13 protein-coding genes are annotated in these 15530 nt (G+C 39.9%); 6 read left to right on the forward strand and 7 right to left on the reverse strand.

Features of this window, described 5'->3' with window-relative positions:
• Positions 1–19: 19 nt before the first annotated feature.
• From NHH15_RS00375 to malQ, 7 genes are all read right to left on the reverse strand, one after another.
• Positions 20–766, reverse strand: coding sequence for an SDR family NAD(P)-dependent oxidoreductase (locus NHH15_RS00375; protein ID WP_262064656.1), 747 nt, complete (start codon positions 764–766; stop codon positions 20–22).
• Between the two features lie 13 nt (positions 767–779).
• The gene (aroB, locus tag NHH15_RS00380) at positions 780–1844 is read right to left on the reverse strand and encodes a 3-dehydroquinate synthase (protein ID WP_262064657.1); all 1065 of its coding nucleotides are present in this window, start codon (positions 1842–1844) and stop codon (positions 780–782) included.
• Positions 1845–1855: 11 nt separating this feature from the next.
• On the reverse strand, positions 1856–2869 hold the full coding sequence (aroF, locus tag NHH15_RS00385) for a 3-deoxy-7-phosphoheptulonate synthase (protein WP_262064658.1): 1014 nt from the start codon (positions 2867–2869) through the stop codon (positions 1856–1858).
• Positions 2870–2951: 82 nt separating this feature from the next.
• Complete coding sequence (locus NHH15_RS00390) at positions 2952–4337, reverse strand: UDP-N-acetylmuramoyl-tripeptide--D-alanyl-D-alanine ligase (RefSeq protein ID WP_262064659.1); 1386 nt, start codon at positions 4335–4337, stop codon at positions 2952–2954.
• Positions 4338–4346: 9 nt separating this feature from the next.
• Complete coding sequence (locus NHH15_RS00395; protein ID WP_262064660.1) at positions 4347–5792, reverse strand: nicotinate phosphoribosyltransferase; 1446 nt, start codon at positions 5790–5792, stop codon at positions 4347–4349.
• Positions 5793–5797: 5 nt separating this feature from the next.
• Positions 5798–6529 carry a lysophospholipid acyltransferase family protein gene (locus tag NHH15_RS00400; RefSeq protein WP_262064661.1) on the reverse strand — a complete coding sequence of 244 codons (732 nt, stop codon included), beginning with the start codon at positions 6527–6529 and terminating at the stop codon, positions 5798–5800.
• A 17-nt stretch (positions 6530–6546) separates the two neighbouring features.
• Positions 6547–8043 carry a 4-alpha-glucanotransferase gene (gene malQ / locus NHH15_RS00405; RefSeq protein ID WP_262064662.1) on the reverse strand — a complete coding sequence of 499 codons (1497 nt, stop codon included), beginning with the start codon at positions 8041–8043 and terminating at the stop codon, positions 6547–6549.
• Between the two features lie 108 nt (positions 8044–8151).
• Here malQ and ispE point away from each other — a divergent pair, with 108 nt between their 5' ends.
• From ispE to NHH15_RS00435, 6 genes are all read left to right on the forward strand, one after another.
• Positions 8152–9003 (forward strand): 4-(cytidine 5'-diphospho)-2-C-methyl-D-erythritol kinase, encoded by an 852-nt coding sequence (gene ispE, locus NHH15_RS00410; protein WP_262064663.1) that lies wholly within the window; start codon positions 8152–8154, stop codon positions 9001–9003.
• Complete coding sequence (locus NHH15_RS00415) at positions 8982–9659, forward strand: GntR family transcriptional regulator (protein ID WP_262064664.1); 678 nt, start codon at positions 8982–8984, stop codon at positions 9657–9659. The genes ispE and NHH15_RS00415 overlap by 22 nt, the downstream gene beginning before the upstream one ends.
• 10 nt (positions 9660–9669) lie before the next feature.
• On the forward strand, positions 9670–10854 hold the full coding sequence (locus tag NHH15_RS00420) for a cation diffusion facilitator family transporter (RefSeq protein ID WP_262064665.1): 1185 nt from the start codon (positions 9670–9672) through the stop codon (positions 10852–10854).
• The gene (locus NHH15_RS00425; RefSeq protein ID WP_262064666.1) at positions 10855–11694 is read left to right on the forward strand and encodes a CvfB family protein; all 840 of its coding nucleotides are present in this window, start codon (positions 10855–10857) and stop codon (positions 11692–11694) included.
• 57 nt (positions 11695–11751) lie between these two features.
• Entirely contained in the window at positions 11752–11988 is a 237-nt protein-coding gene (locus NHH15_RS00430; protein WP_262064667.1) for a polya polymerase, read from the forward strand.
• 68 nt (positions 11989–12056) lie between these two features.
• Entirely contained in the window at positions 12057–15530 is a 3474-nt protein-coding gene (locus NHH15_RS00435) for a DNA polymerase III subunit alpha (protein WP_262064668.1), read from the forward strand.

Here is a 15530-nt window from a genome sequence, read left to right on the forward strand (position 1 = left end):
GTTTTCTGACGCTGGTTTTTTATAACGTTGTAAATAAATCTATGGATTGTCCTGTCATAACCGGAGGAGCATCACATAGCAGATAAAGGGCAGCTTTGGCTACGGAGTCAGGGGTGCCCATTTTAACATCATCTTGTCCAACGGAATGATTGTACTGTCTTTGTCCAGGGGTATCTAATATTCCAGGGGAGATGGCATTTACACGGATTCCATATTCAATGGTTTGAATAGCCGTTGTTTTTGTCATTGTAATAATTCCACCCTTGGCAACAGCGTAGGCGCCCATTTGAGAAGCGATACGTCCCATTCTGGAAGAGAGATTTACGATATCTCCACTGCGTTGTTCGATCATAAGTGGAACGATATGCTTCGTACATAAGAATGGTATTTTTAGATTCGTTTTAATAATCTGATCCCATTGTTCTTCAGACCATTCCCATATCTTAATGGCTTGCTGTGGTCTGTCCTTATAAATTTCAGAAGGATATCCGCCAGCATTGTTCACTAAGATATCGATTTTACCATAACGTTCTTTTACTTCAGAGGCAAGAGAGATGACTTCTTCCTCAACGGTCAAATCTTTTGCGATAGCAAAAGATTTTCCGCCCTCTTTTTCAATTAAAGACACGGTGTTGTTAAGATCTGACATAGTTCTGGACACAACGACAGTAATTGCGCCTTCGCCGGCAATGGCTAAAGCGATTTCCTGTCCGATTCCCTTGCCGGATCCGGTTACGATTGCTACTTTTCCTTCTAGCTTTTTCATTCTCTTTTACCTCCTATATAATTTTATTATAAACAGACTGGAAAAATTCCGTATCGGTGGGATAGATATAGCTCTCACCAATGGATTTTAACAGTACTAGGTTTAGCTGATTGTGAAGCATCTTTTTGTCCAAAGACAGAGCAGGCAGAACCTGTCCAATTGGAATAGTGGCTTTATGGGGAAGCTCATAGAGAGAAAGGAGATTCAAAATCTTCTCTGCACTTCCTGGTTGGGTAAGGCATTTTTCTTCCGCTAAGCAAGTGAGCTGATACATACCAATCGCAACAGCTTCACCATGACTTTCTCTTTTATAACCATAAAACTGTTCAATAGCATGAGCCAGGGTATGGCCAAAATTGAGAAGCATGCGCTGACCCTTATCAAAAGGATCTGCCTCAACTACCTGGGTTTTGATCTGGATGCATCGGAATATAACCTCCATTAGCCGCGGTTTTAGTCCTTCAAATGAACCGGACTCTTCCAGAAGCTGGAACAAGGAAGCATCCTGTATACAACCATATTTAATCACCTCTCCCATACCGTCTTTGATAAAACGTGGAGAAAGAGTTGATAAAACTTCTGGATCAATTAGTACCAGTTTGGGCTGGTAGAAGGCTCCCACCAGATTTTTCCCCTGAGGCAAATCAACAGCAACCTTTCCACCTACGGAAGAATCCACCTGAGCCAAAAGAGAGGTAGGGATTTGAATAAAATCAATACCCCTTAGATAACTGGCGGCAACGTATCCGGCTAAATCACCGATGACCCCACCTCCAAGGGCGATAATCAAGTCACTTCTGCTAATCCCTGAATTGATAAGAGCCTCATAGACAACAGGGAGAGACTGAAAGCTTTTAGTAGCCTCTCCATGGGGCAGAATCAAATGGTGGCATTCGTAGAAGTGGCTCAAATCCTCTTGGATAGAGGCACCATATAAAGGGTATACATTATCGTCAGATAATAGAAAAATACGTTTTCCAGAAAAAATCTTTTGAATATGGGATGAGGTTTGCGATATCAAATTATTTTCAATATAAATTGGGTAACTGTCTTTCCCAAGGTTTACAAGTATCTCCATATTTTTCTCCACTAAGCTTTTTTTTCGATAACGTGTGCAATTTCTACAATGTTTTTCAAGAGTTCATCATATTTGTCCGGTTTTAAAGATTGAGCACCATCGCAAAGAGCATTGCTGGGGTCATTATGAACTTCAATCATAAGACCATCTGCACCAGCAGCGATGGAGGCTTTGGCCATAGGTTCAACAAGCCACCATTTTCCACCTGCATGACTGGGGTCAATAATAACCGGAAGATGAGTAAGCTTCTTCATAACGGGTATACATTGTAAGTCCAAAGTATTTCGAGTATAACTTTCAAAAGTACGAATTCCACGTTCACAGAGAATTACGTTTTCATTTCCGGAAGCCATTATATATTCGGCAGACATTACCCATTCCTCATAGGTTGCATTCAACCCACGTTTCAAAAGAATCGGACGATTAATATCCCCTAAGTGTTTTAGAAGATCGAAGTTCTGCATATTTCTTGCGCCAATTTGGATTAAGTCGACCTTTTCATTGAAAAGGTCAAGATATTCTGGAGACATAAGTTCACTTACGATAGGAAGACCAGTTTCTGCTTTCACCTCGGAAAGAATTTTCAGGCCATCCACCCCCATGCCCTGAAAAGCATAAGGACTTGTACGAGGCTTAAAGGCACCTCCACGCAGCATATTTGCCCCGGAGGCTTTTACTGCTTGTGCAATTTCTAAGACCTGTTCTGTAGATTCAACAGAACAAGGTCCGGCAATGAGTGCCAGGTGCCCTCGTCCTACCTTAACTCCTGATACATCGATACAAGAGTCTTCAGGATGAAAAGCACGATTTGCCAGCTTATAAGGTTCCTGAACATGCATTACCCTATCTACTGAGAGGTCCAATTCAAATTGCTTCAAATCAATACGTGACGTATCACCAATACAACCAATGATTGTCAGTTCTTGACCTTGAACAACGTGAGCCTCTAAACCTTTTTCCAGCACTTTGTCAGTCAGTCTTTTAATATCTTCTTGCTTAGATCGTGGTTTCATTACAATAATCATAACTTTTCCTCATTTCATCTTTATATACACTGGTGTAAATTATGTAAAATTGTAACTACTATACTCCAAGTTAATTCAAATGTCAATGTGAAACATAATTCATCAGAGCCTCTACTACAACAGGCAAATCCATTCCATGTGAAGCTTTTACAAGAACATTATCGCCAGTTTCCAGAAGGTTCTTCATGTTATTGATAAATTTTTCTTTTGTATCAAACCAAAGAGCCTTGGTATGAGGCTGCTTATCACTTGCACCTTCTGCAATATATTTTGCCAAAGGTCCAATGGCCACTACTAAGTTGATGTGTTTTTGAGCGGCGTATTCCCCAAGCTCTTTATGAAGAGCAATCTCTTCCGGACCAAGCTCGCCCATATCTCCCAGAATAGCAACTTTTCGTCCAATAGCCAGGCTTAGAACATCAAGGGCAGCTTTCATTGAAACTGGATTTGCATTATAACAATCATCTAAAATAATGAAATCTTTTGTCTCCAGCAGATTGTTTCTTCCCTCTATCGAAGAATAATCTAAAATTCCTCTTCTGATTTCATCGGTTGTCAATCCAAGGCAAAAACCTACACTTGCGCCGGCAAGAGCGTTTAGTACCATGTGAGAGCCGGGAACCTGTATATGGCATTCAAAAGATTTTCCGCCGGGAAGATGAATGTCACAAGTACTTCCCCGTAAGCCAATGGATTCTACATTACAGGAATAAACGTCATTCTGAGAATTGTTGCCAAAAAAAAGTGGTTTGATGCCATTTACAGGAGAGATGGTTGAAAGTAAGTCATCATCCCCATTTAAAATGATATGTCCACCGTCTTTAACGTCCATAAGCATCTGTCTTTTTTCTTCCAAAATCCCTTCTCTTGTTTTGAAAAACTCCAAATGTGCCACACCGATATTGGTCATGACACATACATCTGGAGAAGCGGTTTTGGACAGAATACGCATTTCACCAAAATGATTCACTCCTAATTCTAAAACGGAAATTTCATCTCCTTCCTCAATATTAAAAATGGAAAGAGGAAGTCCCCATTGATTATTAAAATTCCCAAGAGTTTTATGAACCTTATACTTCTGAGACAGGACACTGGCTATCATTTCTTTTGTACTTGTCTTTCCAACACTTCCAGTTATGGTAACGACCTTTAGATTAGGGAAAGAATCCCGATAATATTTGGCCATATCTAAAAGGGCCTGTGAAGTGGAGTCTACCAGGATGTATGGAAAATTGGTATCTCCCAAATCCTGATGACTTACGATACATATGGCACCGCTTTCTACGGCAGCGGGAATATATTGATGTCCATCCTGACTTTCTCCCTGTATTGCAAAAAAGAGACTGCCGTGTTGAACCTTCCGGCTGTCTATCACAATATCAGCGATAGATTCCTGGAGCAGATGCCCAGGTCCTCTAAATTCTCCCTTGCAGGCAAAAATCAGATTTTCTAATAGAATTGGTTTCATAGAGTTCTCCTAACTTAGTTTGTTTAATAAATCTTGTTTTACCTTCCAAAGCTTTGACGATAAGTCTACATAAATCTGATGTGGGTAAAATAAACGCTTTGTTTCATCCCAGAGAGTGTTTTTTTCTTCCTCACAGTATTTTGCAATTTCCATAACGGAGGGAGAGTGGTAGACGCATTCACCTTTGATAAATACAGGAAGAAGGAGCTCTCTCATATAATAGGAATTTCCAGGTAATGTAGTTTTTTTCCAAGTATCTACGGGATCAAAGAGGAGCAAATCCTCAGACTCATCAAAGGTTTCGTCTGCAAATGTAATGAGGTCAGCTTTGATTTTTCCAGACTCTTTTTCATAGATACGATAAATGGTTTTATTGCCAGGGTTTGTAATTTTTGTGCTATTTTCCGAGATTTTTATTTTGGGCACAAAATCACCAGCCTCATTTTGGATAGCAGCCAGTTTATAGACGCCTCCAAAGGAAGGGCAGTCCTTAGATGTAATAAGATTTGTGCCTACTCCCCAGGACGTGATTTTGGCGTCCTGCATTTTCAAATCATGGAGTAAGTATTCATCCAAATCATTGGAAGCAGAGATAATTGCATCTTCAAATCCTGCAAGATCTAAAAGCTTTCTTGCCTCTTTTGATAAATAGGCAAGGTCACCGCTGTCTAAACGTATGCCATAGCGTGACAGTGTGATTCCAGCATTTTTCATTTCCTGGAATACCCGAATTGCATTAGGGACACCGGATTTTAATGTATCATAGGTATCCACTAAGAGAATGCAGTTATTTGGATAGATATCACTATAATGTTTGAAAGCAGTATATTCATCTTTGAAGCTCATAATCCAGCTATGAGCATGGGTTCCGGAGACTGGCACATCAAAGGCTTGACCAGCCAGGACATTAGAGGTCCCCACACAGCCACCAATCATTGCAGCTCTTGCACCATAAATTCCGGCATCAGGCCCTTGGGCACGTCTGAGTCCAAATTCCATAATACCATCTCCATTTGCAGCAAAAACAACGCGAGAAGTCTTCGTTGCAATTAAGGATTGATGATTTATGATATTTAAAATAGCAGTTTCCACCAATTGAGCCTCCATAATAGGAGCAATGACTTTTACAAGAGGCTCCTTCGGGAATATGACGCTGCCTTCTGGAATCCCATAGATATCCCCAGTAAAATGAAAACCGCTGAGGTAGTTTAAAAAGCCTTCGCTAAATATATTTAAGCTTCGCAAATAGTCAATGTCTTCATAGGTGAAATTTAAGTTTTTAATGTATTCAATTACTTGTTCTAAACCGGCGCAGATGGCATATCCGCCATCACAAGGGTTGGATCGATAGAACATATCGAAAATCACAGTTTCATTTTGTCCCTTGTCAAAGTAGCCCTGCATCATAGTTAATTCATACAAGTCAGTTAATAGGGTGAGATTTCTCTTCTCCATGGTTGTTACTCCTTCGCGTTCTTTTCTATGGTTTTTTGTATGATTTCTTGTGTATAAGTTGCGATATGTTTCTTTTCCTCACGATCCATTTTGGAAAGATAGATGGGATCACCAAACTCTAAAATAACACGAGACTTTCGAAATGCAGGAAATTGGTTTTCGAAAATAGACGCAGTATTATTGAGACTGACCGGAACAATAGGAGAACCGCTTTTCTCTGCTATTTTAAAAGAACCGGCGTGGAAAGGCAGCATGGAAAGCTCTTTTCCATCGTTTCGGGTTCCCTCCGGGAATATAAAAATGGAAATGCCGGACTTTATAAAGGAAATTGCCTCTAAAATAGATTTAAGCCCCTCCTTTGGGTTTTCCCGATCGAGAAACACACAATGTATCCGTTTCATCCAGTTCCTTAAAAGAGGATAGCGAAGCATCTCCTTTTTGGCAACGTATCCCATGGTGCGCTGGATGTAAACATAGGTGATTAAAATATCAAAATAGCTGCGGTGATTTCCGATGAAAAGAGCAGCCTCCTTGGGGATTTTTTCTTTGCCTTTTACGACTATTTCGGCACCAGAAATACGGATGATTGTCTGAAAACCAAAGGTAACGTAGGAGAGTGCAATCTTATCAACACTTTTCTTGCTAAAGGTACCAATCAACCAAGTGAAAAATAAAACAGGAACACTAATAACTAAGTATACAATTAAAAAAATCACAGCAATAATAAATCGAATCATATTTCCTCCAAACAATACTACTCTCTTCCGTAAAGAGTTGTTAAAAATTTCAGCTCCTCAATGATGGTATCATCATAGGAGGAGATTGTTAATCGAAATTCCCAGTTTCCCCGGGGAGTGCCTGGGACATTCATACGTGCCCTGGAGCCAAGAGAAAGGATATCCTGAATGGGCAAGACAGCATACTTTGCAATGCTGGCATAACAGCACCGAATGAGTCCTTGGGAAATATTACTTCCAGAAGAATTCACGTAAGCACAGACCTTTTTCTTTGCATCTGCCTCTAACCCACGATACCAGCCTTTCGTCGTATCATTATCGTGTGTTCCGGTATAACAGACGTAATTTGAGCTGTCAAATCTGTGAGGCAAAAGGTCATTATCGGCTGTATCCATAAAGGCAAATTGCAAAACTTTCATTCCTGGAAAGTGGAAAGCATTTCGAAGCTTTACCACTTCAGGAGTAATAATCCCTAAATCTTCTGCAATAATGGGAAGAGGAGCTCCACAAGCCTTTGTAAGGGCTGTAAAAAGCTGGAATCCCGGGGCTTTTTTCCAAATACCATTTTTTGCAGTTTTTTCCTTGGAATCCACAGCCCAGTAAGACTCATAGCCGCGAAAATGATCAAGACGTATCAAATCGTACATTGAGAGCTGCATTTTCATACGGGCAATCCACCAGGAAAAATCTTCTTTTTGATGCATTTGCCAATCATACAAAGGATTTCCCCAAAGCTGACCGTCTTCACAAAAATAATCTGGCGGAACACCGGCTACTTTTGCAGGGGATCCATCTTCATCCAGTTGAAAAAGATGTGGATTGGCCCATACATCTGCACTGAGTATAGATAAGAAAATGGGAAGGTCGCCAATCATATATACTCCCTTTTGACGAGCATATTCTTTTAAGGAATTCCACTGAGAGAAAAAGAGAAATTGTAAGAATATTTCATAATCCATCTCCTGCTGAAAAAGGGAGTAAAGGGAAGTCCGTTCCTCTCTCGATGGGAATCGATATTCGCGTTCCCATTTTAGCCAGTTTTCTTGTCCGGTTTTCTTTTGTATGGAACGGAATAGAGCAAAATCATTAAGCCAAAAAGATTCTTGACTTAAAAATGTATGATATTCTTTTGGAGGCTCTTTCAAAGAGAAATTTTGATAGGCCTTTTGAAATAATTTTTCTTTTAGGGCTGTCACTTCTTTATAATGTACTCTTGCATAATTTTTATCAAAAGAAGAGGGTAAATCTTGTCTGGTTAAGAGACCTATGTCAACCAGTTCTTCTGGTGAAATCAGCAAGGTTTCTCCTGCAAACGCAGAAAAACATTGGTAAGGGGAATTTCCCGGACCAATGGGATTAAGGGGAAGAACCTGCCAAAGATGCTGGTTGGATGCAGAAAGAAAATCAACGAACTTACGTGCTTCTAATCCAAAATCTCCAATTCCAAATCCACCAGGGAGGGAGGTTGGGTGAAGCAGTACTCCAGCAAGCCTTCTTGTGTCTGATAAATACATTTCCGTACTCCTTTTTTAAACTTCTACTTATTATACTAAAGATTGATTTTTAAAGCAAACATGAGTATACTGATAAGGTAGTGTATACAAAAAACAAGAGGAAAAACAATGAAGGAAATTAAGATAAAAGGATATGGAAAAATCAATCTTAGTTTGGATATTCTCGGAAGAAGAGAAAATGGCTACCACGACTTGGAAATGGTGATGGAAAGCGTGGACTTATATGATGATATCTGTATTCAAAAAACAAATGCAGGTATTGAAGTGCGGACAAACCATAAGAATCTTCCAACAGATGAAAGAAATTTGGCATACAGAGCGGCACAGTTATTAATGGAAAAATTTGAGATCAAAGAGGGCGTACGTATTACGATTGATAAAAATATTCCAATGGCTGCTGGTATGGCAGGAGGAAGCGCAGATGGGGCGGCAGTTTTAACAGGTATGAATCAGCTCTTTTCTTTGAAATTGAGGAAAGAAGAATTGCAGGAGCTGGGTTTAAAGCTGGGGGCAGATGTTCCTTATTGCATAGAAGGAGGAAGCGCCCATGCAAAAGGTGTAGGAGAGATACTGTCTCCCTTAAAGAAAATACCGGCCTGTTGGATTGGGATTGTAAAACCAGATTTTGATGTGTCTACAAAGTGGGCCTTTGAAACTTATGACAAACTTTCAGAAAAAAGGCATCCCAATACACAGCGTTTGCTAGATGCCATACAAGAAGAAGATTTGGACAAAATTGGAAAAAGCATGGGAAATGTATTGGAATATGTTACCATAGAGGAGTATCCAGTTATTGCAGAGATAAAAAGCAAGCTCATGAAACATGGGGCGTTGGGAGCGATGATGACTGGAAGCGGACCAACTGTGTTTGGAATTTTTTTATCGAAGGAAAAGGCCTTAGATGCATTAAATCATATTGAAATAGGAGGTGTAGAGAAGTGGGTTCAGACTTTGATGTAAGCATGAATGAGTTTTTGCCCCTACGTGATGTAGTTTTTAATACATTGCGCCAGGCAATTTTAAAAGGAGAGTTAAAGCCTGGAGAAAGGTTGATGGAAGTACGATTGGCAAATAAGCTGGGAGTCAGCCGTACACCAATCCGTGAAGCAATCAGAAAATTGGAATTAGAAGGTCTTGTTGTGATGATTCCAAGAAGAGGGGCTGAGGTTGCGGAAATTACGGAGAAAAGCTTGTTGGATGTGATGGAGGTTCGTTTGACACTGGAAGAACTGTGCGTGCAGTTGGCGTGTCAGCGCATGACAGAGGAACAAGTCGTAGAATTAAAGGAAGCGGCTGATGAATTTAAAAAAATTACGACTACAAAAAACCTGACCAGTGTGGCACAGGCAGATGTGGATTTTCATGATATTATTTATCAGTCTACAGATAATAAAAAACTAGTACAGCTCTTGAATAACTTAAGAGAGCAAATGTATCGTTACCGTGTAGAGTACTTGAAAAGCGAAGAAGTATATCCTCAGCTCATAGCAGAGCATGAAGCTATCATTGATAAAATCGAACAAGGGGATGAAAAGGGCGCGAAGAAAATTATGGGAGCCCACATTGTAAACCAAATCGAGGCTGTTTTAGAAGCCATCCGGAAAAAGAAAGCTTAAGAGGGTGAAAATGACGGAACTACTGGTCAAACGTTTTGTGAAAAATTATGAGAATGTCTCTGAAGCAAAGGTAAGAACGAGCTATGGGGTCCTGACAAGTATGGTTGGGATTTTCTGTAACGTTCTATTGTTTCTTGGCAAGGTTCTGGCAGGAATTGTCATGGGCAGTGTTTCTGTTATGGCAGATGCATTCAACAATCTATCCGATGCAGGCTCTTCTGTTATCGGCCTTGTGGGGATTAAAATGGCAAGTAAACCTGCAGATGAAAAACACCCCTTTGGACATGGAAGAATAGAATACATTGCTGCTCTTGTGGTGGCTTTTGTGATTCTTCAGGTGGGCTTTCGTTTTTTGAAAGAGGGAATTGATAAAATAAGAAATCCAGAAGATATTAAGTTTTCCTACGTATCAATTTTGATTTTGCTTTTTTCGATTTTAATGAAGCTATGGTTGGGATTTTTTAATAAGAAGTTGGGACAACGGATTGATTCCACGGTTATGCTGGCAACGGCAGCTGATTCCCTGGGAGATGTGTTGGTTACAAGTACAACGCTGGTATCCATTTTGGTCTTTCGATTTTGGGGATTCAATATAGATGGGTACGTCGGTGTCATAGTCTCGTTAATGGTTATGTGGGCCGGGATTAGTGTGGCGAAAGACACGCTGTCACCATTAATAGGAGGTGCTGTCAGCGAGGAAGAGTACGAAAAAATTGCTCAGTTTGTGGAGGCTTACAAGGGGATTGTAGGAAGTCATGATTTGATTGTTCATGATTATGGACCAGGAAGAAGCATGGCCTCCATACATGCAGAGGTACCGAATGATGTTGATATTGAAGTCTCTCATGAGATTATCGACCGTATTGAGCGTGATGCACAAGTGAATCTGGGCATTTTCCTAGTGATACATATGGATCCTGTGGAAACGAAGGATGAACGGGTTTTGGCGATTAAAGAGGAGCTTAACGATTTAATCAACAGGATTGATGAGAATGTTTCCATGCATGATTTTCGTATGGTAGAAGGAAAAAAGCAGATTAATTTAATTTTTGATCTGGTTATTCCTTATACCTATGATGACAATCAGGCAGCAGAACTTGAGGAAAAAATAAAAGAAGATTTACATAAACTAGACCGAAGATATGTCTGTGTTATTACCATGGACCGAAGTTATGTAAACAGTGAGGTGGAATAAGTGTTAGAAAATTTATTGGGAAAAAAGGTTTCGTTAGAAGTTGTTAAAAAAGTGGATTTTGGGTATTATCTGGGAGAAGAAGAGGACAAAGTATTATTGCCGAAAAGTGAGGCGCCTAAAGACGTTGAGGAATTGGAAGAAGGAGATAAGGTTGAGGTATTTCTTTACAAGGATTCTGCAGACCGTATCATTGCAACTACAATTACTCCTCTCATTTCTTTAGGAGAAATTGCACTTCTAGAAGTGGTTGATGTGGGAAAAATTGGAGCCTTTGTGGATTGGGGATTAAAGAAAGATCTTTTGATTCCATTTAAAGAACAGACCACAAGCTTAAAAGTAGGTGATAAATGTCTCGTTAGTCTTTATGTAGATAAAAGTAAGCGCCTGTGTGGAACCATGAAACTGTATCGTCTGCTCAAAACCAACAGCCCATACAAGAAGGATGATGAAGTAGGTGGAATGGTTTACGAAATCAGCGATAATTTTGGAGCCTTTGTTGCAGTAGATAATGTGTATTCTGCTTTGATTCCTCAAAAGGAAGTACCGAAAGGTGTGGAGGTTTTGGACATTGTGGAAGGAAGAGTCTCTGGAATTCTGGAAGATGGAAAAATCAATTTAAGTTTACGGAAAAAAGCGTGGATGCAGATGGAAGAGGATGAAGAAATGATCCTTTTATGGATGCAGGACAACGAAGGTAAGATTCCGTTTACAGATAAAGCTTCGCCGGAAACCATTCAAGAAGAATTTGGTTTGAGCAAGAACGCATTCAAGCGTGCAATTGGTGGATTATTAAAAAAGAATAAAATAAAAATTAATGAAAATTACATTGAATTATTGTAAAGTAGAGGCTATAATCGAAATAGAAATGAGTTGACTGACGAGAAGGAGGTTTTACAAATGAAAGTTGAAAATATTACGAATATTGAAAAGTTCTTTGAAGTTGTAGATAGTTGTAAAGGTAAGGTTGAGCTTGTAACAGGCGAAGGAGACCGTTTGAACCTGAAATCTAAGTTATCCCAGTACGTATCAATGGCAAATATCTTTTCAAATGGAGAAATTCCTGAATTAGAAATTATTGCTTATGAAAAAGAAGATATCGACAAACTGGTAAACTTCATGATGAATGGAGAATAAGAGATTGATTTAGGAAGGGGACGTTATCTAAAACGTCCTCTTTTTTACTAAGAGAAGGGTAGAAGAGAATGAGTTTTACACACCTACACGTACATACTGAGTACAGTTTATTAGATGGCTCCAATAAAATCAAAGAATGTATTTCCCAGGTGAAAAAGCTGGGAATGGACAGTGTTGCTATCACAGACCATGGCGTCATGTTTGGGGTTATCGATTTTTATAGAGAAGCAAAGGCTCAGGGAATTAAGCCAATACTTGGCTGTGAAGTCTATGTGTCTCCAGGCTCCCGATTTGATAAAGAGGCTTATGGAGATGGGGACGACCGGTATCATCACCTGGTCTTATTGGCGGAGAATAATACAGGGTATCAAAACCTGATAAAAATAGTATCAAAAGGATTCACGGAAGGCTATTACTATAAACCAAGAGTGGATTATGAGGTGCTGGAAAAATATAGTGAAGGAATCATTGCTCTTAGCGCATGTTTGGCTGGAGAAGTGCAAAGAAACATACTGAGAGGCTTTTACGAAGAAGGAAAAGAGGCAGCCTTTCGCTATCAGAAAATATTTGGGGAAGGTAATTTTTATCTGGAATTGCAAAATCATGGATTGAAAGAGCAGGAAATCGTAGCACAGGGATTGGTTCGCATGTCAAAAGAAACTGGAATTCCTTTGGTTGCAACAAACGATATTCATTATACTTATAAAGATGATGTAAAGGCTCATGATATTTTGCTGTGTATTCAGACTGGAAAGAAGCTGGCAGATGAGAATCGGATGCGCTACGAAGGTGGACAGTATTACATCAAATCGGAAGAAGAAATGAGACGTCTTTTTCCATATGCCCAAGAGGCAATTGATAATACTTATGATATTGCAAAACGCTGTGAGGTAGAAATTGAGTTTGGCGTAACAAAACTTCCGAAATATGATGTGCCGGAGGGCTACACAGCCTCAGCCTATTTAAGGGAGCTGTGTGAACAAGGTATCAAGGTTCGTTATCCGGAGGTAACAAAAGAGTTGACAGAGCGTTTGGACTATGAACTCGGTGTTATTAATTCCATGGGATACGTAGATTATTTTTTGATTGTATGGGATTTTATTAAGCATGCAAAAGACGTGGGGATTATTGTAGGGCCTGGGCGAGGTTCGGCAGCGGGGAGTATTGTGTCCTACTGTCTGGATATTACAACCATAGACCCGATTAAATATCAACTCCTTTTTGAACGTTTTTTAAATCCGGAACGTGTATCTATGCCAGATATTGATATTGACTTCTGCTACGAAAGGCGTCAGGAAGTAATTGACTATGTTGTGGAAAAGTACGGAAAAGACCGCGTGGTTCAGATTGCAACTTTTGGAACTATGGCGGCAAGGGGTGTCATTCGGGATGTGGGTCGAGTAATGGATCTTCCTTATACACAGGTTGATTCGATTGCAAAAATGATTCCAATGGAATTGAATATTACCTTAAACCGGGCACTTTCTACAAATCAAGAACTAAAGAAGCTGTACTCTGAGAATGAAGAGGTTCGGGAGCTTATTGATATGTCTATGCGTCTGGAAGGGCTGCCAAGACACACATCCACTCATGCAGCCGGTGTCGTAATCAGTCAAAAGGCAGTCGATGAGTACGTTCCGTTATCCCTGGGGTCTGATGGGTCCGTTACGACCCAGTTTACGATGACAACTTTGGAAGAATTAGGACTCCTTAAAATGGATTTCTTAGGTCTGCGAACTCTTACGGTCATTCAAAATGCTGAGGAGCTGGCAGGAATTACCAGCGGTCAGAAAATTGATATAAATCAAATAGATTATGATGATAAAGATGTTTTGGCTTCTATTGGAACAGGACGAACAGACGGCATATTCCAATTGGAAAGCAGCGGTATGAAAAGCTTTATGAAGGAGCTAAAGCCGGAAAGCTTAGAGGATATAATTGCCGGGATTTCTCTTTATCGTCCAGGACCCATGGACTTCATTCCGCAATACATAAAGGGAAAAAATCATCCGGAAACCATTACCTATGCTTGTCCCCAGCTAGAGCCAATTCTTGCACCTACCTATGGCTGTATTGTTTATCAGGAGCAAGTAATGCAGATTGTTCGGGATTTGGCAGGCTATACCTTAGGCAGAAGTGATCTTTTGCGGAGAGCGATGTCTAAGAAGAAAGCAGATGTGATGGATAAGGAACGTAAGAACTTCGTGTATGGAAACGAAGAGGAAGGCGTTCCGGGATGTATCAAGAATGGGATCTCAGAGAGTATTGCAAATAAAATTTATGATGATATGTTGGATTTTGCAAAATATGCCTTTAATAAATCTCATGCAGCTGCATATGCCGTAGTATCTTACCAGACAGCATGGCTTAAGTATTATTACCCGGTAGAATTTATGGCGGCTTTAATCACCTCTGTTTTAGACAATACAGGAAAGGTTGCAGAATATATCTATTCCTGCCGGCAGATGGGAATTGAAATTCTTCCGCCAGACATTAATAAAGGAGGCGGGAAATTTTCGGTAGAGGACGGGAAGATTCGATATGGAATGGCAGCCATCAAAAGTATTGGAAGACCGGTGATTGATGCAATTGTAAGAGAGCGTGAGGCAAGGGGCTCATTTAAGACCTTAAAAGATTTTATGGAACGCTTGTCTGGAAAAGAGATTAACAAAAGAACCATTGAAAGCTTTATAAAGGCAGGTGCTTTGGATAGCTTAGGGGGAACCAGAAAACAATTCATGATGGTCTATATTCAAATATTGGAGCAAGTGAATCAAGAAAGAAAATATTCTATGACAGGACAGATGACGCTGTTCGACATGGTGGATGATGAGCAAAAGAAAGAATTTGACATCTCTCTTCCAAATGTAGGGGAGTTCGAGAAGGAAACAAAGCTTTCCTTTGAAAAGGAGATGCTTGGCGTTTATCTAAGTGGACATCCGATGGAAGAATATGCTGAAAAGTGGAAGAGAAGCATTAGTAAGACAACTCTTGACTTTCAACAGGATGAAGAAACAAAGAGACCGAAAGTATTAGATGGCAGCAGAGAGATTATCGGTGGTATTCTCACTGGAAAAACTATAAAATATACCAAGAACAACAAAACCATGGCATTTCTAATGATAGAAGACTTGGCAGGAAGTGTGGAGGTTATTGTATTTCCAAGAGAGTATGATAAGTATAGAGAGTTCCTGGAGGAAGAAGCTAAGATATTTGTGAAAGGAAAGGTATCGGTGGAAGATGATGCACCGAGTAAATTGATTTGTGAGATGATAACACCTTTTGATCATACCAAAAAAGAGCTTTGGGTGGCATTTCCTGAAAAAATGGATTATCTGGATCGAGAATATGATCTCATGGATGTGCTTTCTCAATACAAAGGAGATAGTATTGTAAAGGTGTATTGTGCAAAAGAAAAGGCGGTAAAGGTACTTCCCTTTAATCATAATGTAACGATATCGGCTCATCTCTTAACGAAGCTGCAGAACTATTTTGGAGAAGAAAGTGTGAAGGTTGTGGAAAAAGCAATTGAAAACAAATAG

The organism is Aequitasia blattaphilus (genome assembly GCF_024721305.1).
GTDB classification, from domain to species: Bacteria; Bacillota; Clostridia; order Lachnospirales; family Lachnospiraceae; genus Aequitasia; species Aequitasia blattaphila.